Below are 21,906 nucleotides of genomic sequence, written 5' to 3'. Positions count from 1 at the left end.
GCTGCCTGGGCCACGGGGCACCGTCGAGCGTCTGCAGCAGGTCAGCGTGCGGTGCTGGTGTACGGCCGGGACATACCGTCGCGCCGGGCAGTGGCCGACGGTGACGTCCGGTCGGTTCAGCGGATGAAGTCGACCTCTGGGTAGTGGCGCGAGGTGCCGTCGAGCAGGTGGCTGTTCCGGTGGCGCAGATGCTTGTCGAAGAAGGCGGCGACGTAGGTGCGTTGGACCTCGATGGAGCGGTTGGGGTCGATCGTGCCGAGTGCCTGCTGCATTACTTCCGGGGTTATCCCGAATGCGCCCGGCGCCTGGGGGAAAAGGACCTGGTTGTCGACGAAGGAGTTGTGCCCGGAGCCGCGCAGCTTCAGGTCGAGCCGCTCTCCGTGCAGGTTCTCCCAGAGCCGCGCCCAGCTCCCGTCGGTGTTGCGGTTGTGGTGCTCGGAACTGAACAGCATGTAGGGGCGGTCGAGCCGCTGGTGTTCCGACCGGCCGAAGAGCTGGCCGTCCAGGTTCACGCCGGCGTCGATCCTGTGGTCCGCGTGCATGGCGGCGGCCACTGATCCGCCGCCGAGGGAAGCGCCGAACATCCCGACGTGTTCCGTGCTCACGGCCTGGGTCAGCCCGTGGGGGAGCTGCTTGTGTTCCACGTCCGGGTTGTGGCCGCGGGCCATCTCGGCCAGCTGGTTGATGACGAAGTGGGTGTCCGCCGCCCGGACGTCGATCAAGTCGCGCGATTTGGTGCCTGGCGGCAGCATGCTCACCTCATGTCGCCCGCCAGGGAACACCACATCGCCGGTGTCGTGGGTGTGGTCGATGGTGACGACCAGGTAACCGCGGCTGGCCAGGTCCTGAACCAGTGCCGTGCCCGTCGCACGGTTCCCACGGCCTCCGGGCGAGTACAGCAGCACCGGCAGCTTGCCGTCCTTGCGGGCGACCGGGGCGCCGGTGTGCCCGGCCGTGGTGGGCAGGGTCACCCCGCCCGGCAGCACCTGCTGGCTGTTGGGGAGGAGTGCGGCGGGGTACTGGCTCGTGTGTGTCGCCGGGTACCACAGCGAGACCATCAGCTCGCGTTGCTGTCCGGGCACCCACGGATCCATGCGGGACGAGTCGCGCAGGTGGAGGTCGACCGTCCCGACGCGATGGCGACCGGTCGGAGCAGGGAGAGTCAGCTGGCCCGGGGCTTGCGGCGGTTCCACGGCCGCTTCCGTGTCCGCGGACGCCGCTGTGTCCAAGGCCGCCGCCGCGGCCATGGGCGCATGGGCGGTCTTCTCCGCGGCGGTGGCCGGCGCGATCCCGGCGCCCAGGGCGAGGGTCAGTAGTCCTGTGGTGCCGGCGACCCGGGTGCGCAACCGGCTGTGGCGCCTTCGTGCGTGCTTCATGGGCAGCCCCCCTCCATGGTGGTGATCGCCACGTGATCAGCGATCGGCTGGCGGTCATCGTATATGTAGTTTTGCCATGGCCCAGCCAACCCACTTGATAGTGCGGGGAGTTATCCACGGCGGTGGGTGAGGTGAGCGCTCATGACGCGTCCGGAATTGCGCGGTGTCGGCTTCGTACACCGTCCGTCGCCGGGCCCCTGTGACCGGCCTTTTGCGCTGGACCCCAATGCGCTGGGCACTGTCTGTCGGCGCTGGTGGCGCATGCCACCGAGTTGAGCAACGTGGCGTGTCCGTGCGGGATGCGCGAAGGGGAAATCCCCTGGTGCGGCCGGTGGCAGTTGTCAGCGCCGGGCCACTCGGCATCCCCGGGCAACCAGTTGCAGCAGCAAGGCCCAAGCCGGGGGAGGCCGGACGTGCACGACCGTTTCGTTGCCTCAGTGCGTTGACTGAAGGAGCGTCAGTCCCGGCCAGCACGCCTCTGTGAAAGGTGGCTGGTTCACGCCATCGCATGATGATGGCCATCGGATCCGGGTTTGCTTCGACTTTGCTCACCGTTTTCACTGAGCGCTTTTATTACGCGGCAGTTCGTAACCGCCGACCGGGAACGACCGCCCCCTGTGGAATTGCGCATTTTCTCAGGAAGGGGAAGTTTCGGTGGCTGCCTTCGGCGCAACCGCGACTGTACGTGAGGGAGCGAATACGGATGGGGAACGAAGGGGCAAACGACCCTGCCGGCTGTTGCGTGGGAAATTCCGCACGCCGGGACGATGTCGAGACCGCGTAAGCGCCCGCTTCTCAGGGCGAGTTGAGCCAAGTGCCGTATGGGACGGCATGGAGGGCACAGAATGAACACCCTTGTGATTATCCTGTGTTCCCAGTATTCATACTGGTTGAGTTGCCGCACGGCCATTCCCCACATGCCGAGAGGACGCTGTCCTGCACGCCGTTGCCCGCGCACCCCGTCCGCACCGCACCCGACGCCGCGCCGACATGCCCATGCTCGGAGGCGTCCGCCCACCGATCGCCGCACTGCTCTGCGGCCTGCTGGCAGTTTCCGCGTTGACCGCTCTCGGTCTCGGTACCGTTCACGAACAGGAGGTGCCCCAGGCCCTGAGCGACGCGGAACGCCAGATCGCCCAGGATGCCGCCGACTCGGTCGGGACCTCCATCAACGCAAGTGCCAGGGCCGTGCGCCGCTCTGCGGCGTCGGCCACACCCGCCGGCAGCAGCAAACCGGCGGCAGTTCTGCGGTCCCTTCTCCCGACCGGGCACCCTGCGGCGGGCGGTGTGCTGCTCGACCCGCGCACCGGCAAACCGCTGGCGGCCAGTGGGGAGAAGGTGCCGCTGACCGGGGTGGATGCGAAGGATCTGGCGCGGCCCGATACCGGCAACATCGCGCCCCGGGTGGTCGCTTCCGGCACTGGCGCACCGCGGCTGTTGCTCTTCGCCCGGGTGACCGTCCCCGTTGCGGACCGCAAGCAGGACGAGAACCAGGATCAGGCGGGGGACCTGAGAGGGGATCAGGAAGCGGAGGAACGCGGACTCCTGTTTGTCGTCTCCGAAAAGGTCGCTGCTCCAGCGGTGTACGGAGCGGGGCGCACCGGACAACTGGTGGACCCGAACGGCAAGGTGTGTGCTTCCGCCCCCACCACCGGCGCGGCCCTGGCGGCCGCTACCGGCCACCGCGCGCTGCCTGCCGCTGCGGCGAACGCCGCGAACACCAGCGTTCACACCGGCGACGTCTCGGGCAGCGTGCTCGGTGACGGTCGCCACGGGCTGCGCAGGGTCACGGGGTGGGCCTCGGTCGTCTCGGAGGACGGCAAGGACGACGCCTCCGGCCTGGGACTGACCGTCCTGACGGCCCGGGAGGTGCCTCCGGCGAAGGCGGGAGCCGACCACATGTGGTTCGCCCTGGTGGCCGCGGGTGCGCTGGTGGTGATCGCCGCGCTGGTCACCCTGGTGCTGTGGGGCACGATGCAGCGTCCGCTGCTGCGGCTGCATCTGTCCGCCGCCCGGCTGGCCAGGGGCGTCGGCGAAGTGCCGGAGGAGCGTGCGGAGTTGGCGCGGCCGGTGCCGGTACTCGGGTTCGGCGAGCCCGGCAGGGCCGGCCGGGCGCTGGAGTCGATACGCCGCCAACTGCTCGGCGAGACGGGGCCGGAGCCGGAGCAGGAGGTGCGGCGCCGTCCCGGTGTCCGGGCGCTGGTGCTCGTCTGCGCTCTCGTGATCGCCGCGTGGGGGGTGCCGCTGCTGTTCCTGCTCAACCGGGTACCGGCGGCCAAGGCCGTACCGGCAGCCGCCGTCGCCGATCAGCAGGCACGCACCGAGGCCGCCGCCGACCGGGTGCAGCGGTCCCTCGGCGGGAGCCGCACCGACCTCGCGGCGGCGGCGTCGGCCCTCTCCGGTGCGTCACGCGAGCGGGCGGCGGAGGTGCTGCGGCGCGAACGCGCCGACCACCCCACGTTCCGGTCGCTGTATGTGCTGGACCGCACCGGTGCCCTCGTGCAGCAGGTGGGCAAGCAGCCGGTGCGCACCCTCGTCCCGCCAACCGGCGAGGGAATCACCCAGGTCAACACGTCGGGCAAGATCCCGGCGGTCGCCGCCTACGCCCGGATCCCGGCGCCCGGGAAGGCCAAGGGCGCCAAGAAGGCCGCGGACACCGCCCCGGCTGTCGTCGTCGCGGAGATCGGCGTGGACGCGCTGGACGACCTGGTTTCCCGGGCCGGGCTCGGCAGCGTGTGGCTGACCGACGAGCGCCACAGAGTGCTTGCGGCGAGCGTCGGCTTTGAAGCCTTCCAGTCCCTTCCCAGCCGGCGCCTCACCCGTTTGGTGGCGAAGACCGACGCGGCCCCCGGCGGCGCGGGCAAGTCGGCATCGGCCGTACTGCACGCGGGGACCTCCCCGGGCGAGGGCCTGTCGGTCGTGGCCGCCGCGCCACTGGCACAGAAGGGGCCTGCCGCCGGGCTCGGCTGGCGGGTGGTCTCCGCCGAGCCGGCCGCGGCGCTCAAACTGGCGGCATATCAGGTCCAGGCACGCACCATGCTGGCCGGGCTGCTCGCCCTGACCGCGGGCGGCGCCTGCCTGGGCTGGCTGCACATCGTGGTCGTCAGACCGCTGCGCACGCTCACGGGATGCGCGGAACGGCTCGCCGCCGGTGACCGCCGCACCGTGCTGTTCCCGGTCCACCACGACGAGTGCGGTTCGGTCACCCGCAGTCTGGAACTGCTCCGGCAGGCGCTGGTGGAGCGGGACCGTGGCGCGGGAGCCGGTCTGGCCGCTGTCCCTGCCCCCTCGTTCCAGTGCGGCAGCGCACCGTAGTGAAGGATCGACCGACGTGCTTTTCCTCTATGTTGTCCTGCTGCTGAGCTGTGCCGTGCTGCTGGTCGCCGGCGTGCTGGAGCAGCGGCGCCACTACGCCGCGCTGGCGCATATCCCCACCCGGGTGCTGGTCAACGGCATTCGCGGCAAGAGCTCGATCACCCGGCTGTGCGCGGGGGCGCTGCGCGGCGGCGGTCTGGTCACCGTGGCCAAGACCACCGGCACCGCTGCCCGGTTCATCCACCCGGACGCCACCGAGGAGCCGGTGTACCGGAAGTTCGGCATCGCGAACGTCGTCGAGCAGATCGGCATCGTCCGTCGCGCGGCGGCGTACCGGCCGCACGCCCTGGTGATCGAGTGCATGGCGGTGATGCCCGCGCTGCAGGAGGTCAACCAGGAGAAGCTGATCCGCTCCACCATCGGCGTGCTGTGCAACGTGCGCGAGGACCACCTCGCCGAAATGGGGCCGACGCTGGACGATGTCGCCCGCTCGCTGTCCCGGTCGATGCCGTTCGACGGGGTCTGCGTCACCGCCGAGCAGGAGCGGCTGCACATCCTCGAAGAGGAGGCGGACAAGCGGCGGTGCCGGCTGATCGCCGTGGATCCGGAGTCGGTCACCGACGAGGAGCTGCGCGAGTTCAGTTGGTTCACGTTCAAGGAGAACGTCGCCATCGCGCTGGCCGTGGCCGAACTGCTCGGTGTGGACCGGGCCACCGCCCTGCGCGGTATGCGGGAGGCGCCGCCGGACCCCGGCGTGCTCTCCGTCGAGCGCTACCGCACACCGGACGGCAAGCGGCTGCGCTTCGCCAATGTCTTCGCCGCGAACGACCCCGAGTCGACGTTGATGAACGTCCGTCAGCTGGAGGAACTCGGGGCGATCCGCCGCCCGCTGAACCTCGTCATCAACTGCCGCCCGGACCGGGTGGAACGCAATGGGCAGATGGGAGCGATCGTCCCCGACCTGGCCCCCGAGACGGTCTTCCTCATCGGGCATCCCACCAAGAGCGCCCGCGACGGCATCCCGCCGGGCTCGCCGGGACGGGTGGTGGACCTGGGCGGCGACCGGCGCGACGCGCAGGAGCTGACCCACGCCCTCCTCGCCGAACTGGCCCCGGATTCCTCGCTGGTGGCCGTCGGCAACATCCACGGCCAGGGCGAACTCCTCCTGGACCACCTCGGCAAGCTGCCCCCGGACCACGCCGACGAGCCGCTTCCGGTCGCGCACCCGCCCGAGGCGGAGCCGTACAGCTGGGTGGGGTCAATGAACGGCCCGACGTCCGGCGCACACGCCCAAGGCCCCTCCTCCGCCCATGCCGATGCCCCTGCCGACGCCCGGTACGAAACCGCAAGGAACCCGCTGTGATCCCCGTCATCGTCACTCCGCAGACCGCCGCACTGGGGATCGCCCTCGGACTGCTCTTCTCGCTGATCTGCTATCTGACCACCAACCTCTCCCCCGGCGGCATGATCACCCCCGGCTGGCTGGCGCTGACCCTGGTCACCGATGTGGTCCGGGCCGCGATGATGATCGGCGTCACGGCCCTCACCCTCGCCGCGACCAAGCTCCTCCAGCGTCATGTGATCCTTTACGGAAAGCGGCTGTTCGCCGCCGTGGTGCTGTCCGCCGTACTGCTCCAGACCACGGTGATGCTCGCCCTCCAGCACGAGTTCCCGCTCCTGTACACCGCGCAGACCCTGGGCTTCATCGTGCCCGGCCTGATCGCCTATCAGCTGGTCCGCCAGCCATTGGCGGCCACCGTGGTCTCCACCACGGCGGTGACCCTCGGCACGTACGTGGTGCTGGTCGCCGGGCTGCTGCTGGGGGCCCTGCCCGTCGGCTGAACGCCGCACGCATCCGCCGTACCCGTCCGCACGTCGAGGAGGTCACATGGGCACCCGCCCCACCCCGTCCGGCAGGCCCAGTCGCCGCCAGGTCCTGGTCTGTGCCGCCGGTCTGGCCTCCGCCGGAGCGGTCACCGGATACGCCTGGCACCACTTCCGCAGCGGCGCGCCGGACAGTGACGTCCCGGTACCGGCCGGCGGCTACCGCTTCGAGCGCCGCGCCGCGCCCGCCCGTACGGTGGTGCGCGCCGCCGACGACCGCGTGCTGGCCACCTTCACCGACGGCGCCCGCACCGCGCTGCTGACCGGCCCGACCCGTACCTGGAGCGAGCCGCGCACCACCAGTGCGGTGGTGCGCAGCGACGCCTGGATACGGCTGATGGGCAGCGCATGGAGCCAGGGCAAGGAGCACACCCGATGGTTCCGGGAGTGGTTCCCCAAGGCCCTGGCCGACCGCAGTCCGGACGCCTTCGCCGTGGCCTTCCAATACGGCGACGGGGCGCACGATCTGCACACCGCCTCGGGTCTGCGCTACGCCGGCAAGGCGCACTTCGGGCCGCTCGTTCCCGGGCAGTCTCCGACGTCGTTCCACTACCGCGACGAGCAGTCCGACTTCTACGACTACCTCGGCACTCCCTGGACCTTCCCGGACGGCACCCGCAAGCACCCGGAGAAGGAGCGCTACGGGGACGTGGACTGCTCCGGCTTCATGCGTCTGGTCTGGGGCTACCGGATGGGCTACCCCATGCACGCCACCAACGGCCCGGGGATCGGCCTGCCCCGCCGGGCCTACGCCATCGCCACCCGGGCCCCCGGCGTACTGCTGATCCCGAACACCGGCCGGCCGCCTGCCGACTTCAGTCAGCTGCTCCCCGGCGACCTCGTCTTCTTCGCCATCGACATCGGCAGACCGCACGGCATCGACCACTGCGGCATCTACCTGGGGCCGGACACCGAAGGGCGCCCGCGCTTCTACTCCAGCCGCTCGCGGGCCAACGGGCCCACCATGGGCGACTGGGCCGGCCGCGCGACGCTCGACGGCTCCGGCTTCTACGCCCAGGGATTCCGCATGGCCCGCCGCCTGTGAAGCCGACGTCCCCAGCCCGCCGCCCCAGGAGAGACCCCGCCATGGCCACCGTCCCCGTCACCCGGGACCCCACCGACCGCCGCGACCGCATCCGCGACATCAGCCGCGCCGTCCGCGCCAAGCTCCGGCAGCCCACCCCCCTCAGCCGGGAGTCATACGCCCTGCTGCTGATCCTGGCAGCCGCCGCGGTGCTCTACACCTGGGCCCTCGGGCGTGCCGCGGTGCACCCGTACTACAGCGCGGCCGTGCGGTCGATGGCGGCGGACTGGCACGTCTTCGTCTTCGGCGGGCTCGACCCGAGCGGCTCGATCAGCCTGGACAAAATCCCCGGAGCGCTGTGGCCGCAGGCCCTTTCCGTCCGGATCCTCGGGCCGTACAACTGGGCGGCGGTACTGCCGCAGGTGCTGGAGGGCCTCCTCGCCGTCTGGGCGCTGCACCGGATCGTGCGTGCCTGGGCCGGGCCGTTGGCGGGGCTGCTGGCCGCGCTGGCGCTCACCCTCACCCCGGTCACCGTCGCGCTCAACCGGCACAACATCCCCGACACCCTGCTCGTCCTGCTGCTGGTCCTGGCGGCGGGGTCGCTGCAGAAGGCCGTCCGTACCGGGAGACTGCTGCCGCTGCTCGTCTGCGGGGCATGGGTGGGACTGGCCTTCCAGGCCAAGATGCTCCAGGCCTGGCTCGTCCTGCCGGTCTTCGCCGCGGTGTACCAGTTCGCAGCGCCCGGCCCCTGCTGGGTCCGGGCCCGGCGGCTGCTGCTCGCCGGGTTCACCGCACTCGTCGTCTCCTGCTCCTGGCTGCTGCTGGTATGGGCCTCCCCCGCCGCGAACCGTCCCTACCTCGACGGAACCAGCAACAACAACCCCTTCACCCTGGTCTTCGGCTACAACGGGCTGAGCCGCTTCGGCCACGACCCACACGCGCTGGGCGCCGTCGCCGGCACCACCGCCAGCCGTACCAGCGGGAACACGGGGTGGAGCATGGTGGTCAACCATGACGTGGGCCCGCAGATCGCCTGGCTTCTGCCACTCGCCGTACTGGCCTTGGCGCTGGGCGTGTGGTGGCGCGCCGGACGACCGCGCACCGACGGGCCGCGGGCCGGGTTCCTGCTCTGGGGCGGCTGGCTGGTGATGCACCTCGTGGTCTTCAGCAACTCCAACGGCAACCACGGCTACTACACGGCCGTACTGGCCCCGGCCCTCGCCGCGCTGGCCGGTGGCGGAATCGCGCTCTTCCGGTCCGAGTACCGCGCCGGCGGCCGACGCCGGGCGGCGCTGCCCGTCGTTGTCGGGCTCACGGCACTGTGGGCCGCGGTCATCGACGGCCCGCACAGCGAATTCGCGCCCTGGCTGCTGCCGGTGGTGCTGATGCTCGGCCTGTGCGGGACCGTCGGACTGTGGACCATCGGGCCCCGCACCACACGAGCGGCCATGCACAGCGCCCTGGCGGCGTCGCTGGCGGCCGTACTCCTCGCCCCGGCCGTCTGGGCCGCCTCCTGCCTGAACCCGCGCTACCCCGGCTCACCGATCGAACCCCTGGCCGGACCGGTCGGCCCCGGCTTCCACGGTACGCACCATCACCGGGCCAAGGTCCTCCGGAACCCCTTGAACACGCCGTCCGCGCGGGACACCGCACTGCTGCACTACCTCTCCGCGCACCGTTCCGGGGAGAAGTACCTGCTCGCCACCCAAGCCGCCTACGGCGCCGAGCCCCTGCTGCGCGCCACCCCCCAACCCCTCCTGGTCATGGGTGGCTTTACCGGCCTGACCCCCTATCCGACCGCACCACGGCTCAGGGACCTGGTCTCCGCCCACCAACTGCGCTACGCCCTTCTCACCACGCGCCGACCGTCCACTCCGGCGTCGGTCTGGGTGAAGAAAAGCTGCACCCCCGTCTCCCCAAGCGCCTACGGTCAGAGCTCGGACGGAAGCTTCACCCTCTACGACTGCGCTGGAGGCAAATGACCTCCTCCCACGGCCAGTTCCGCGGCCCACACACTCACGGTCCGCGACGGCCCCCGTACGCAGGCGGCTGCATCGTCACTCCGCATCCGGGACAGACGACGGCTTCGCACACCGACTGACCCGCGCCGGCGCCGTGCCAGGTCACAGCATGTGAGCCAGAACCGGTACCTACTGACAAAGCCACGTGGGAGAGATTGCCTGCCCTGGCGACGTCGTTCAGCGCGGCTCGTCCCCAGGGCTGTAGAGGCCTCGGTCGGCATGGTTCGTGACTACGACTCCGGGGCGGGGACCCGGCCGGTGGGCTCAGGTTCGGCAGTGGGCAGGAAGTTGCCGATAAGAAACTTGTAGATGCCGGCGCCGAGAACGCCGCCGATCAGCGGTCCGACGATGGGCACCCAGAAATACAGGTTGCCCCACTGGTCTCGCCAGGCGCCTCGATAGCCCGTGATGAAGCTGGCGAGTCTGGGGCCCAAGTCGCGTGCCGGGTTGATCGCGTAGCCGGCGTCGGTGCCGAAGGCCATGCCGATCGCGACCACGACCAAGCCGATGATCAAGGGCGCCAAATTGGCGCCGGGCGGCGTGTTCAGCAGGTCGGTGATCGCGAAGATGAGGAGCAGCAGCAGGGCGGTGCCGATCACTTGGTCACGGAATGCGCCCCATTCGTGGATTCCGGCCGTGGTCGAACCGTTCCCCGGAAGTGTGGAAAAGACGAACTGCGTCTTGATGCTGTGCGTCGGATCAGCCCGGGCCAACACCTCGGTGTAGTTCCAGCGCACCAGCAGTGCGGCGACGAAGGCGCCGGCTGTCTGGGCGAGGGCGTAGGGCGCGACCTTGGCCCACGGGAAGCCCTTGAAGGTGGCCAGGGACAGCGTCACGGCCGGGTTGAGATGGGCGCCGCTGAGGCGGGCCGCGACATAGACGCCGAGTGTGACGCCCAGCCCCCAGGCCCAGGCGATGCTGTCGTGGTTGCCCAGTCCGCCCTTCGGGTCGGTGAGGGCACCTCCCGCTACCACCTGAGCCACGACGCCGCACCCGAAGAGAATGAGGACCATCGTGCCAACGAATTCCGCGCAGATTTCGCGGAAAATCTGTGGCTTGTGAACCGGTTCGCTCATGGATATCGGCGTCTCCTCGGCAATTCAGAGCTCAGTGTGCCGGCGTCGGACCTTGGGCCTGATCATGATGGGACTGCGGACCTCACGCCACCCGGAGTCCGGCTGACAAGGCGTAATCACTCCGACGGGGCCATGTCGTTGCTCCGTCCGAGTTGTCCTGTGACATTCGGCGATTCGTCCCGCGCGCGAGGGGATTCCCGGCCGGGAGCCACGGGATATTGTGCAGAAGCCGGGCGGAACGGTTCGCCGAAACCGCGACGTTTCGACCGGGCAGCGTCAACGTTATTCACCTGACGTGCAGTTCGAGAGGGTCGATCACAGCTGCAAGAGGAGACTCCGCTTTCGGCCGGTGAGCGCGTCCGCTGCGCGATGCCCCTCGCGTCGTACCAGCCGGCGGCGCGACCACGACTCCGTTGCCGCGCGTTTCGCGAGAGGGAGATTCCCGTGTCTCTACTACTGATGCTGCTGGGCGGATTCAGCGGCGGGGCGCTGCGGTACGGGATGGAGCGGCACCTTCGGGCTCGTTTCCGCAATCCTACGCACTGGGTTTCGTTTGTCCTCAATTTCGTCGGGTGCTTCCTGTTGGGCGTGCTGGCGGGGTGGGCCTACCTGCATCGGATGACCAGCGGCACGATTCTGCTGGGCGGGGTAGTCACCGCATTCAGCTTCTGCGGCCACGAGGCCGGTCGGTTGCTCGTAAGCGGTCGACTCGGGGTCGCGCTGCTCAACTCCTTGACCGGCTGGTTCATCGGGGTGTCCGCCGCAGCCATGGGGGTCTTTCTCAGCCTCAGTTGAGGCTGCATCCGCCGGAATCACCGGACTTGCCGGGTGCGGGACAGCGTCTTCATGCCCATCCCACACGTCCTTCGCCCTGTCGCTCTCCGGCGTCTTCCCGGCGTCTTCCCGGCGTCTTCCCGGCGTCTTCCCGGCGCGGTGGATGAAGGTGATCAGGCTGCCTGGACTCGCTGTCCGGGCAGGTCCCTTCCCTCGCCCCGGCCGATTTGCTGGCCAAGATGGTCCACGGCCGGCGCGGCGGTTACTGCTACGAGCACAACGCTCTGCTCCGGCTGTCCCTGGAGGTGCTGGGGTTCCAGGTGACGCCGCTGGCCGGGCGGGTGGTGCTGGGGGCGCAGAGCCCGGAGAGCCGTCCTCGGGCCCATTCGATGTTGCAGGTCACGATGGCGGGCGAGCCGCAGGCATATCTCGCGGATGTGGGCTTCGGCCCGGTCGGTGCGCTGCTGCTGCCGGTGCCGCTGGTGACCGGAACCGAGTCCCCGAGAACACCAGAGCCCGCAGGCTGAGGAGTCGGCATGCTAATGGCCCACCCTGCGCAGTACTACGCAAGCTCGTAGACGAGTACGAGGTTCTGCACGCTGTACACGCGGAAGGCGGGCAGCACGGAGACGCGTGGACGAATAACAGAGCTTGCCTGCGCCCTGTGCATATCCACCGGCACCTCCGACGTGGACGCAGCTTTGCTCGCCGCCTGCCACCGACTCCCCGGAGCTCAGGTGCATGACGACTCTCTCCTCGCGCCCTGAGCAGACAGGGGGACCGTTTCTGGCACCCCCAGAGCGGGAACTGTGATCTTCCCTCTCCTGCCATCACCGACGGTCCTGCGCGCATCGGCGTCAATTAGGGACAGACTAGGTAATAGCGGCCTGGCAAGGCACTGCGACCCTAAGGAGACGTTATGAGGGCTCTGACCTGGCACGGTAAGCGTGACGTTCGCATCGACACGGTCCCCGATCCCAAGATCGTGGACCCGACCGACATCATCGTTCGTATCACGTCGACCGGGATCTGCGGGTCTGACCTGCACCTTTACGAGGTGCTCGGACCGTACCTCGATCCCGGTGACATTCTCGGCCATGAGCCGATGGGTGTCGTTGAGGAGGTCGGGCCGGAGGTCACCGCAGTGTCGGTCGGGGACCGGGTCGTCGTGCCCTTCAACATCTCCTGCGGGACATGCTGGATGTGCAGCCAAGGGCTTCAGTCACAGTGCGAGACGACGCAAGTCACCGAGCGCGGAATGGGCGCTTCTCTCTTCGGCTTCTCCAAGCTCTACGGGCAGGTCCCCGGCGGGCAGGCGGAGTTGCTCCGCGTCCCCTTCGGCAACACTCTTCCCGTCAAGGTGCCCCACGGCCCGCCGGACCAGCGCTACATCTACCTCTCCGACGTCCTCCCGACCGCATGGCAGTCCGTCGCTTACGCCGACATCCCGCAGGGCGGGACCGTCACGGTCCTGGGGCTGGGGCCGATCGGCGACATGGCCGCCCGCATCGCCCTGCATCAGGGCGCAAGCAAGGTCATCGGCGTGGACCTCGTCCCCGAACGTCTGGCGCGGGCACGCACCCGGGGCGTGCACATCCTGGACTGGAACGAACACGGAAAGAACGTGAGCGAGGAAATCCGCAGCCTTACCCAGGGTCGCGGCACCGACGCCGTCATCGACGCGGTGGGCATGGAAGCACACGGCACACCTTTGGCCAAGGCAGCCCAGCAGTTCGCCGGCCTGCTGCCCGACGCGCTCGGGGCGAAGATGATGGGCCGAGCCGGCGTGGACAGCATGGCTGCCATCAACACGGCCGTCGATGCCGTCCGCCGCGGCGGCACCATCTCACTCATCGGCGTCTACGGGGGCGCCGTCGACCCCATGCCCATGCTGACGATGTTCGACAAGCAGATCCAGCTGCGCATGGGCCAGGCCAACGTCAAGCACTGGGTTCCCGACATCCTCCCGCTCCTCACCGATGCCGACGTCCTCGGTGTCGACGACTTCGCCACCCACACACTGCCCCTCGAAGAAGGGCCGCGCGCCTACAAGACCTTCCAGGCCAAGGAAGACGGCATGATCAAGACCGTCCTCACACCCTGAACGAGCCCGTCCGCGCACGGTCAACCGGGCTCGGGCCGACTTTTGGGCGGCTTCGCCCACGCTCGGCCTGCACCTGCGTGGCATCGACCGTGGCGCGGGAGAAGCCCAGCCGGTCCGCCGCCCGCAACCGGTCCAGCAGGACCTGCTGAAGCTCATCCCAGACACCGGCCGCCTGCCACCCGGCCAGCCGCCGCCAGCACATCGGCCCCGCACCGAACCCCAGCTCCTGCGGCAGGAACTCCCACTGGATCCCGTTGTAGAGCACGCACAACACACCCTGCAGCGTCCTGCGGTCATCGATCCGTCTGCGCCCCGGATACCGAGAGCGGCGTTCATGCCTGGGAAGAAGCGGCTCGATCACCGCCCACAGCTCGTCACTGATCTCCCACGGCTTCGACCGAATCAACCTCACCCCGGAGGCACGCGATCGCCTGCCCCTCCACCGTGCCACACGAAGATCAATAGGAAAGGACTCCTTAGGCCCGCGCCCAGCGGCTCCTACCTGAACCGGCAGCAGACAGCGTTAGTGCAACCAGGTGTCTGCGCCCCCGGTCACCGGGCACTACCGTGCGCCTCCCGCATTCCCGGAGTCGCGCCCTGGCCCGCCACGGCGTAGACAGAAGCGGAGCAAGGAGGCACGCACCATGGTGGTGAAGGCTATCGAGGGTTCCGGTACCCATGCTGTGTGTCCGCTGGTCTGTTGCGCGCTCTATGAGGGCGGTGGCTCCCCCGATGCCGCCGACGTGGCCCGGCGGGCCCCGGTGGATGAGAGGCCGGTGCCGGACCCTCCCGAGTTTTGCTGTGGTGGCGCGGTCCGGTCGTCGATACACCTCACCTCGCCGGTCATGGAGATGCATGAAACGAGCAGATACGAAGACGAGTCCTTCCTCGTCGGAGCGCCAGGGAGTCCGCCCGAGTCAGAAGCCCGTGGACCTGCTCGACCAGTTGCTCCCCCCGCTCCCTACGGCCGCCCGAATGGAGCAGTCCTGGTGCGGCGATGAACAGCATGCCCTGCTCCGGCTCTGTGCCGGAGCGACGTGCCGGCGCCCCGTCCCTGGGCGTGGAGGAAGAGTTCTTTCTCATTGATCCGGGCAGCCGGGCGGTGGCATCGCGAGCCGGCCGGGTGGTGGCGCGTGCCCGGGAAGCGGTAGGTGATCTCGTTTCGGGGGAATTCGATGAGTGTCAGGTCGAGGTGAAAACGCCCCCTTGCCGAGGGGGTGCCGACCTGTACGACGAGCTGGTGATGGTGCGGGGGGCCGCCGCGTCGGCCGCGCAGGCCGAAGGGCTCGGCATCTGTGCTTCCGGTACACCGGTCATAGGACCCGAGGGCCCGGCAATCATCGGCGACCATCCGCGCTACCGGGCCGGCCTTGACCAGTTCGGGACCTTGCTCGACGGATTTGCCATCTGCGCCGCGCATATCCACGTACACATGCCGGACCGGGAGGAGGCGGTGCTGGTCGGCAATCACCTGCGGCCGTGGCTGCCGCTGTTCGTAGCGATGAGCGCCAACTCGCCATTTCTGCACGCGCGTGACATGGGATATGCCAGCTGGCGCACCGTTATCAGGGGCCGGTTCCCAGCCTTGGGGGCCCCGCCGTATGTCGAGTCCCTGGACCACTATGAGCGGCTTGCCGCCGCCCTGCAGGAATCAGAGGCGATGCTTGATGCCGGCGTCCCCTTCTGGGACGTGCGACCCAATCCCCGGTACCCCACCGTGGAGGTCCGGGTCATGGATGTCCAGGCGGAGGCGGCGGACACCGTCGGCCTGGCGGTGCTGATCCGGGCGCTCGTGTTGACCGCAGGTGCGCTGGTGCGGCGTGGCCACACGGGCCCCGAGACGTGCAGCGAACTGGTTCGGGCCGCCTATTGGCGAGCGGCGCGCGACGGGTGGGCCGGCAAGGGGGTCGATGCGCTGACGGGCCGGGTCCTGCCCTGCTCCGTGCAGGCCGCCCGGCTCGTCGAGTTTGTGCGTCCCGCGCTGGAGGAGCACGGGGACCTCGACCGAGCCATGGGCTTCCTGCGCCGGCTCGCCGGGCGGGGCTGCGGCGCTCAGCGTCAGCGGGCCTCGTGGCGCCATCGTGCACATGTCGCGGATGTCGTGGACGACCTTGTGCAGTTGACGTCCGGCCGACGTAGGGGGTGAACACCGTGCCCCGCTGCGGCGGGGGTCCTCCATCGGCGCTCAGTCCGGTCGCCCCCGCCACTCACGCCCGGACAAGGAAGGTCAGCCAGGGCATCCGTCGGGACACTGTCGGAACACCTCACTGTGAGGCCGGCGTGAGCGTGGTGACCAGCACATCCCGGTGCCCGGGCCGGGGCGGATCCAGCGGGCGGATGGGCGACACGCTGTGCAACGTGTGGCGATCGTCCGACACGAGCAGACTCGCGGGTTCGTCCAGAGTGGCCGAGAGCAGTTCGTGCCCGTCCGGAGCGAAGACGGCGCTCCGGCCCCCGGTCGCATGGTAGCGGCCGACCAGCAAGGACGAAACCAGTGTCACTCCGTCGCGGTGCCGGCCCTCCGGAGTCGGCTGTCCTTCGCCGCCGGCTGGGGCGACGACCCGGAACGGATGGACCTTCGCGATCCAGCAGGCGGCGGGTTCCAGGGCGCCCGCGAGATCCCCCAGCAGCGTCACGACCGAGCGCAGAAGGGGGTCCGCAACGAACGCGTCGGTGAGCGGATCGAAGTGCCGGTCGACGTCCACGTAGAGCGGGTTGCTCCGGTCCGGCTGCACGAACGGGGTGTCCGGCAACCGGGACAGCTGACCGGTGGCGGGGGTGAGCGAGAACTGTCCGTAGCGGCGCAGTCGGCAGGTGCCGCGTTCGGAGGCGTACCGGTCCCGGGCGAGATCCTCCCAGTGCGTGGCGAAGCGCGCCCAGTCCTCCTCTCCGGCGCCACAGTGTGCCCTCACGGCGACTGCGGGCATGAGATGGACTCCGCTCGAGGCCAAGGACGCGCGCGCCGCAGTCACGGCGGGCGGAGGCTCCTGGAAGCGCGTGATCCCTGCCGGATCCCAGAGGCTCTCGGTGGTCTCGTCCATCACACCCTCCTGTCGTTCTCCGTCCAGCTGATGAGGACGCGGCTTTCAGGTCACGCTCCGTGCGGGCTCGCGGGCGCGGACGTGCGGCAACGGTGCCGGCAGTGCGCTGCGGTCCTCCCGCCAGGCGGCAAGGAGAGAGGTGGCAAGTCGGCCCTCGAGAAGTGTGGTGGCACCGATTCCGAAGGCGACATCGGGTTCCAGCTCCGGCTCGTCCTTCAACAGAGCGTCGACCACTTCTGTGCGGACGATCTGTTCATGGACGGCGTCCGCTTCGACGTGCTCGTCGTAGAACCTCTCCGCTGCGGGGCCGGCGCCTGTGCGGCGCATGGCTTCGGCGAGACGTCGTGATCCTGGCGAGGAGGTCACCTCGACCGTGGCGAAGTGGCCGATCAGTGCCCCTCGCAGGGACCGGTGCAGTCCCAGCAGGGACATGAGATTGACGAGGGCGAGCGTTTCGGCGGGGGCCAGGTCGAGGTAGTGCCCGTATTCGGTTTCCAGTGCCAGGTCTGCCATGAGGTCGGCGAAGAGCTGGGCGTGGATGTCCTCGGCACGTCCGGCGCCGAACTCATCGAATTCGATGGCGGCCATCCCGGCCTTGGCGCGGCCCCGCAGACGAGGGAGGACCCAGGCATGCGGGTCCGCTTCCTTGAGGTGGTACAGCGAGCGGAGGGCCGCGTACTCCCTCAGCTGCCACAGCCGCCCTTCGCGCTTCAAGTAGTGGCTGACGCTGGTGCCGTCGTCGGCGGCGGGCTCCGTCAGCAGACCGTCCATTGCTTCCCGCACACCGAGCGCCGCGACGTCGGCACGCAGCGCCGAGAGGAATGCCTCTTCCAGGTAGCGCCGCACCACCAGCAGTTCGGGAGCCCATTCATGGTCGTCGTCCACGTGGTCAAAGCCCTGATAGTGCAGTTCGTACAGTACGTAGAGGGCAAGCTGGAGATCCGCCCCGTACGGGCCTTCGCGCCGGACCTCCTCCCGGGTTGGCAGGGGCCCCTCCCCGGTGCGGAGCCACGAGGTCACCATGCGGGACAGGCAGCCGCGCGGTGGCGGAACTTGGGGCCTGCCGGGCCGGGCAGTTCCGAGATCGTCTGTCATCACTGTTCTCCTGCCCGACTCCGGTCCCCTGCCGTGCAGTTGGCGCTGTCTGCGGGAGCGGACGCGGGCTTGCAACGAGTGCGATGGCTGGTGTCGCACCAGGGGTAGCTGCGGCTGCGTCGACACACACAGATCGCGACGGTGAAGCGGCGGGAGACGGCTACCGAACCGTCGTCACCGGCCACTTCCACCGGCCCCTCCACCAGGAGCGGGCCGTTACGGACGAGAGTGATGCGGCGTGGACGCTCAGGAGTTCTCGGCACGGATGATCACCAATTCCTCTGCGTCCTGGGCCTCGGCCACCAGGCCTCGGCAGCGCAGCCAGGCCAGCCGGGAGCGCAGGACCGGGCCGAACGGTATGACCGCGCGGTCGCTGACCGTCGCCCGCAGCCCCGCGGACGATAGCCGCTCCAAGGTGTCCTCGGTGCCGCACAGACCGGAATGAACCATGAGCAGTACGCCCCCGGGACGCAGCGCCCGCGGCGCGGCATCGCAGATACGGTCCACGAGCAGTCGACCGTCGCGTCCCGCGTCCCAAGCGCGGGCCGGCCCCCGGGGCGGACGGTGGCCGGCCGCGGGAACGTACGGCGGATTGCTGACGAGCATGTCGAAAGAGCGGCCACGAACCGCCGCGGTCAGGTCGCCGCGGCAGACGGTGACCCGCTGCCTCGAAAGCCACGCATTGACCCTCGTGGTCAGCACGGCCTGCCAGCAGATGTCCACCGCGGTGACCCGGGCGCCACGCCGTGCCGCTCCGACCGCCAGGGCCCCGCTGCCCGACCCCAGATCCAATAGCTCGGTCCCCGCCCTCACGCCCTCGCGGTACAGAGCACGCAGCAAAAGCCGTGTGTCCTCCTGCGGCCGGTAAACACCAGGCAGGACCAACGTACGCGGCCGGGCGAGCGACAACGTCCCCATGCTCATGTGACACCTCCGGCCCGCGAGGCGAGAACAAGCACCCGAGCGATTGATGCATCCGTGCTTCCCAGCCTGCTGCCAAACCCGTGCGCCGACCACCTGAGCGGCGGCACCCCCCGGGTGCCGAGACCGGCGAGTACGCTTCACGGCGCAGCCCACCGCGATCGCATCAGTCCTCCGTGGGCTCCTCTTACCTGTCGCGCCTCCCCCGGTCCCGACGCCTCACGCTGATGGAGCACGCCATGGCGGCGCGCATCCTGCACGCGGTCGACCGGTGGCCTACCGACACCAGCGGGTCGCAGCACTGTGCCCAGTCGATGACGACGGTATTGGGGCCTCCCGCCCAGGCTGGTCCCACCGCAGCGGGAGGGCACCGGCGCCCCGAACTCCGCACACACCGCGACCGTGGCCGCCCGGCCTCCACGCTCCGGGGCATCACCCCCCGAGCGGCACCTGATCAACACCGCGCAGACCACCGACACCGCCGGCCGCGCCCCTCCGCGCCTGCCGCTGGCTGTCGTGGCCGCCGACCGGGGTGCCTGGCTCGGCCTGGCCAACAGGACCCCGCCGGTTTGCGCGCGCTGCCCACTGCCCCCGTCGGCCACCTCGGCGGTGCAACAACGGCTTCGCCGCCCCGCCGGTCGCCATCGCTAAGCCACGGGCTCGTCCGGGCGGTCGTGGACGTGCTCGAGAGCGCTGCGGGCCGTAGGGGCGTCGTCGCAGGTAGCCCAGAACGGGTGGGTGATCACCGTGGTCACCAGCTCCAGCCGGTGGGCGCGCAGCCGGGCGACCTCCGCCTTCTCGTCCTCGGTCCAGCCGGGAGAGCCATCCCGCTCGGTCTCGTGGCAGGAGCCCTTGCCCCGCGTGTGGGTCCAGCCGGGCAGCGGTTCGGCCGACCAAGGCAGTCGCTCATAGAGGGCGTCGAGTTCGGCGTTCACCTGCTGCAGCTCCCGCTGCGTCTTCAGCAGATCCTCGGGAAAGCCGAAAGTGACCACACTTTGAGAATGCGCTTGCGTGTTCGATTCTCGGGAGTGAGGCGCTGCCGTGGTGGCGGATTCACCCTGGCGGCCCCTCCGCATGTCTCCCGGCTGCCGGAGGGGACCCGGACCCGGTATCACTTGTTCTCGGCGAGGAAGGAGATGCCTGAGGGTGCGAACGTGAACCCGCACTAGGCGGGCGGGGCGGAACGACCCGGTCCCGGACTGATGGCTGTTCATCGGGAAACCCCCCTCGAACAGTCGTCTTGACCTCGGGCGGTGCTGGTGGTGAACAAGTGCAGCGTGCCCGACAGTTCAAGCACACGGTGCACCACGGGGCTGAGCGCTCGCAGGGACATGGTCTTGCCGTGTCGCTGTGCCAGCTGACGGATGGCGAGCAGAAGCTTCACGCTGGAGCATGCGCAGAAGGAGACCTTGCTGAGGTCGATCACGATTCCGCGGGCAGAGGCGCTCAAAGCACTGGTGAGACAGCGCAGAAGCATCTCTTCGCAGGCGTAGTCGATCTCGCCGCGCAGTGCCACCACGATCTCTTCCGTGTGCGGGTCACTGTGGATCCTCACCAGGGCGGGCGGGCCCACCCTGCTCTCCCTCTTCGTAAGTTGCGTGGACGACTGCGCCCCGAAAACGCGTCTTGTCGCAACCACCCTTGTCCGAACGTCCACCCCGCTCGCCCTCCCTGAAGACCTGCCGACGTCGAAGTATCAACATGCGCAGCGCAGTACACGAAATATATGTCATGTATTTGGTGTCGGCCAAGGGCCTCTCTAAGATGGCCGCATGGGAGTGCCTGACCCTCACAACGGATGGACGTTCATCACCAATCACGCGCGCGTGCTGGCCGCCATCGCCGACGACCCGAACGCCCGCATCCGCGACATCGCTGCCCACTGCCGCCTCACCGAGCGCGCCGTGCAGCGAATCATCGTGGATCTTGAGCAAGAGGGGTACTTGTCGCACAAGCGGGAAGGACGCGCGAACACCTACCGGATCGAGCCCGCCAAGGTACTGCGGCACCCGGCTGAGGCTGGTCTCACCGTCGCCTCCCTCCTCTCTCTGCTCGTCCAGGACGAAGCCCGCCGCACCGGCGAGCCAGCACCGCTGACCGAGACGTAGCAACGGACACCACGCCACGGCTGCCGGGGCGCGAACCACCTCTGACCTACGGCGGGCGCCAGGCCATCAGCAGCCGTCCGGGGCCGGGCCGCGTGGACACCAGCCCTGGACAGGCAACACCTACCACCTTCTTTCCTCAAGAGAAAGAAGGTGGTACTTTCCTTCCAAGAAAGTACTCGGATGGCCGGTTGATCGGGGATGCGCATGACCTCTTACGATGCCCAGACCGCACTCGACGCCATACACCACCGCCAGGAACAGACCCGTGACGAGTACGTGCGTCACGTCTCGTCCGGCACCTACGGGCTCATCGCGGCACTGGCAGTGTTTGCCATGGGTTCGTCCGTCGATCTGCCGAACCCCTGGAGCCTCGTCGTCAAGCTGGTGGCGGGCGCCCTGATCGCGGGCGGGCTGCTCGTGCAGTACCGCCAGGCCCGCGTACGCAGGAAGCAATCCCGCGCTGAGGTGCTGTTCACCGTGTGGCTGGGGGCAGCTGTTGTCGCGGTCTTCATCGCGACCTTGATCGTCGCCCGCCTGATCGGTCTGTCGATTCCCTCCGTACCCGCCGCGGCTGTCGCGGCTTTGGCGACGCTGGTGGCCACTTATGCGACCCGTCCGATCGTCAAGAAGATCATTAAGAGGGACGACCAGGGCTGATGGACCCGGACTTCGATGAATTCCTGCACGTTCAGGCGCGACTGTCTGTCGTCGCGCTGCTGGCTCCAGCCGACTGGGTGGAGTTCAGCTTCGTGCGCGACACCGTGGGCACCAGCGACTCAGCACTGTCCAAACAGGTCGCCGCGCTGGCGGACGCCGACTATGTGGAGGTGCGCAAAACACGGAACCGCACGGGCCGCCACACCCACCTCAGGCTCACCGCACACGGGCGGCAGACGTTTCAGCGGCACGCCTCGGCTCTGGAGAGGATCGTGGCGGCGGCGCGCGGGCCACAGGGCGCGTGACCCGAATAGGTCGACACCGACCACCAGGGCCCGTTGCGGTTCGGTCTGGCGGCGGTGAGGGTGGTTCTGTTGTGAGGAAGAACTGATGACCCGGACGGGGATGCAGGTCTCAGCCCCGGGGCAGCCCGCCGGGAGACCGCCGGGCAGTTCGTCTCCGTGGTCGCGGACATTGCCTCCGGGGCCCTGGAATTTCCGCTGCCCGGCT

The 21,906-nt window shown here is 69.2% G+C and carries 20 protein-coding genes and 2 pseudogenes; 13 read left to right on the top strand and 9 right to left on the bottom strand.

Features of this window, described 5'->3' with window-relative positions:
• Positions 1 to 116: 116 nt before the first annotated feature.
• On the bottom strand, positions 117 to 1,376 hold the full coding sequence (locus ACGFR7_RS01225) for an alpha/beta hydrolase family protein (protein WP_393311648.1): 1,260 nt from the start codon (positions 1,374 to 1,376) through the stop codon (positions 117 to 119).
• A 990-nt stretch (positions 1,377 to 2,366) separates the two neighbouring features.
• Here ACGFR7_RS01225 and ACGFR7_RS01220 point away from each other — a divergent pair.
• Genes ACGFR7_RS01220 through ACGFR7_RS01200 form a run of 5 tightly spaced genes read left to right on the top strand, consistent with a single transcriptional unit; the run spans position 2,367 to position 9,581 of the window.
• The gene (locus ACGFR7_RS01220; RefSeq protein WP_393311646.1) at positions 2,367 to 4,691 is read left to right on the top strand and encodes a HAMP domain-containing protein; all 2,325 of its coding nucleotides are present in this window, start codon (positions 2,367 to 2,369) and stop codon (positions 4,689 to 4,691) included.
• Positions 4,692 to 4,707: 16 nt separating this feature from the next.
• On the top strand, positions 4,708 to 6,054 hold the full coding sequence (gene pgsB, locus ACGFR7_RS01215; protein ID WP_393311644.1) for a poly-gamma-glutamate synthase PgsB: 1,347 nt from the start codon (positions 4,708 to 4,710) through the stop codon (positions 6,052 to 6,054).
• Positions 6,051 to 6,533, top strand: a complete 483-nt coding sequence (locus ACGFR7_RS01210; RefSeq protein WP_033269075.1) for a poly-gamma-glutamate biosynthesis protein PgsC/CapC — start codon at positions 6,051 to 6,053, stop codon at positions 6,531 to 6,533. Before pgsB ends, ACGFR7_RS01210 begins: the two co-directional genes overlap by 4 nt.
• A gap of 46 nt (positions 6,534 to 6,579) precedes the next feature.
• Positions 6,580 to 7,620, top strand: coding sequence for an NlpC/P60 family protein (locus ACGFR7_RS01205; protein WP_393311642.1), 1,041 nt, complete (start codon positions 6,580 to 6,582; stop codon positions 7,618 to 7,620).
• Positions 7,621 to 7,661: 41 nt separating this feature from the next.
• On the top strand, positions 7,662 to 9,581 hold the full coding sequence (locus ACGFR7_RS01200) for an ArnT family glycosyltransferase (RefSeq protein WP_393311640.1): 1,920 nt from the start codon (positions 7,662 to 7,664) through the stop codon (positions 9,579 to 9,581).
• Between the two features lie 269 nt (positions 9,582 to 9,850).
• On the opposite strand, the gene ACGFR7_RS01195 is transcribed toward ACGFR7_RS01200, so the two are convergent.
• Entirely contained in the window at positions 9,851 to 10,696 is an 846-nt protein-coding gene (locus tag ACGFR7_RS01195) for an MIP/aquaporin family protein (protein WP_393311638.1), read from the bottom strand.
• A gap of 444 nt (positions 10,697 to 11,140) precedes the next feature.
• On the opposite strand from ACGFR7_RS01195, the gene ACGFR7_RS01190 reads away from it, so the two are divergent.
• From ACGFR7_RS01190 to ACGFR7_RS01175, 4 genes and pseudogenes are all read left to right on the top strand, one after another.
• Complete coding sequence (locus ACGFR7_RS01190) at positions 11,141 to 11,491, top strand: CrcB family protein (protein WP_393311636.1); 351 nt, start codon at positions 11,141 to 11,143, stop codon at positions 11,489 to 11,491.
• Positions 11,492 to 11,652: 161 nt separating this feature from the next.
• Positions 11,653 to 11,997: pseudogene (locus ACGFR7_RS01185) on the top strand (arylamine N-acetyltransferase); the annotation flags it as partial.
• Positions 11,998 to 12,069: 72 nt separating this feature from the next.
• Positions 12,070 to 12,237: a DUF5133 domain-containing protein gene (locus ACGFR7_RS01180; RefSeq protein ID WP_393312612.1), complete on the top strand. Its 168-nt coding sequence runs from the start codon at positions 12,070 to 12,072 to the stop codon at positions 12,235 to 12,237.
• Positions 12,238 to 12,389: 152 nt separating this feature from the next.
• Positions 12,390 to 13,574 (top strand): zinc-dependent alcohol dehydrogenase, encoded by a 1,185-nt coding sequence (locus tag ACGFR7_RS01175; RefSeq protein ID WP_393311634.1) that lies wholly within the window; start codon positions 12,390 to 12,392, stop codon positions 13,572 to 13,574.
• Between the two features lies 1 nt (position 13,575).
• On the opposite strand, the pseudogene ACGFR7_RS01170 reads toward ACGFR7_RS01175, so the two are convergent.
• A pseudogene (locus ACGFR7_RS01170) lies at positions 13,576 to 13,980 on the bottom strand (transposase); the annotation flags it as partial.
• Between the two features lie 591 nt (positions 13,981 to 14,571).
• Here ACGFR7_RS01170 and ACGFR7_RS01165 point away from each other — a divergent pair.
• Entirely contained in the window at positions 14,572 to 15,720 is a 1,149-nt protein-coding gene (locus ACGFR7_RS01165; RefSeq protein WP_393311632.1) for a glutamate--cysteine ligase, read from the top strand.
• 118 nt (positions 15,721 to 15,838) lie between these two features.
• Here the strand turns inward: ACGFR7_RS01165 and ACGFR7_RS01160 are convergent, their stop codons facing one another.
• The 6 genes from ACGFR7_RS01160 to ACGFR7_RS01135 all read right to left on the bottom strand — a co-directional run bounded on the left by ACGFR7_RS01160 (position 15,839) and on the right by ACGFR7_RS01135 (position 20,204).
• Positions 15,839 to 16,501, bottom strand: a complete 663-nt coding sequence (locus tag ACGFR7_RS01160) for a 2OG-Fe dioxygenase family protein (RefSeq protein WP_393311630.1) — start codon at positions 16,499 to 16,501, stop codon at positions 15,839 to 15,841.
• A 159-nt stretch (positions 16,502 to 16,660) separates the two neighbouring features.
• Positions 16,661 to 17,638, bottom strand: coding sequence for an iron-containing redox enzyme family protein (locus ACGFR7_RS01155; protein WP_393311628.1), 978 nt, complete (start codon positions 17,636 to 17,638; stop codon positions 16,661 to 16,663).
• 71 nt (positions 17,639 to 17,709) lie between these two features.
• On the bottom strand, positions 17,710 to 17,895 hold the full coding sequence (locus ACGFR7_RS01150) for a CDGSH iron-sulfur domain-containing protein (RefSeq protein ID WP_393312610.1): 186 nt from the start codon (positions 17,893 to 17,895) through the stop codon (positions 17,710 to 17,712).
• 61 nt (positions 17,896 to 17,956) lie between these two features.
• A complete protein-coding gene (locus tag ACGFR7_RS01145) occupies positions 17,957 to 18,634 on the bottom strand; it encodes a HemK2/MTQ2 family protein methyltransferase (RefSeq protein WP_393311626.1) in 678 nt (225 codons plus the stop codon).
• 644 nt (positions 18,635 to 19,278) lie between these two features.
• Positions 19,279 to 19,623 (bottom strand): hypothetical protein, encoded by a 345-nt coding sequence (locus ACGFR7_RS01140; RefSeq protein ID WP_393311624.1) that lies wholly within the window; start codon positions 19,621 to 19,623, stop codon positions 19,279 to 19,281.
• 218 nt (positions 19,624 to 19,841) lie between these two features.
• A complete protein-coding gene (locus ACGFR7_RS01135) occupies positions 19,842 to 20,204 on the bottom strand; it encodes an STAS domain-containing protein (RefSeq protein ID WP_393311622.1) in 363 nt (120 codons plus the stop codon).
• Between the two features lie 199 nt (positions 20,205 to 20,403).
• Between ACGFR7_RS01135 and ACGFR7_RS01130 the strand changes: the two genes are divergently transcribed.
• The 3 genes from ACGFR7_RS01130 to ACGFR7_RS01120 all read left to right on the top strand — a co-directional run bounded on the left by ACGFR7_RS01130 (position 20,404) and on the right by ACGFR7_RS01120 (position 21,701).
• Positions 20,404 to 20,739, top strand: coding sequence for a helix-turn-helix transcriptional regulator (locus tag ACGFR7_RS01130; RefSeq protein ID WP_393311620.1), 336 nt, complete (start codon positions 20,404 to 20,406; stop codon positions 20,737 to 20,739).
• A 204-nt stretch (positions 20,740 to 20,943) separates the two neighbouring features.
• Complete coding sequence (locus tag ACGFR7_RS01125) at positions 20,944 to 21,396, top strand: hypothetical protein (RefSeq protein WP_393311618.1); 453 nt, start codon at positions 20,944 to 20,946, stop codon at positions 21,394 to 21,396.
• Positions 21,396 to 21,701, top strand: coding sequence for a transcriptional regulator (locus ACGFR7_RS01120; RefSeq protein WP_393311616.1), 306 nt, complete (start codon positions 21,396 to 21,398; stop codon positions 21,699 to 21,701). The genes ACGFR7_RS01125 and ACGFR7_RS01120 overlap by 1 nt, the downstream gene beginning before the upstream one ends.
• The last annotated feature ends 205 nt before the right edge of the window (positions 21,702 to 21,906 follow it).

This window comes from Streptomyces sp. NPDC048516 (assembly GCF_043199875.1).
Taxonomy (GTDB): Bacteria; Actinomycetota; Actinomycetes; order Streptomycetales; family Streptomycetaceae; genus Streptomyces.
This window is presented reverse-complemented; position numbering and strand designations above follow the sequence as displayed.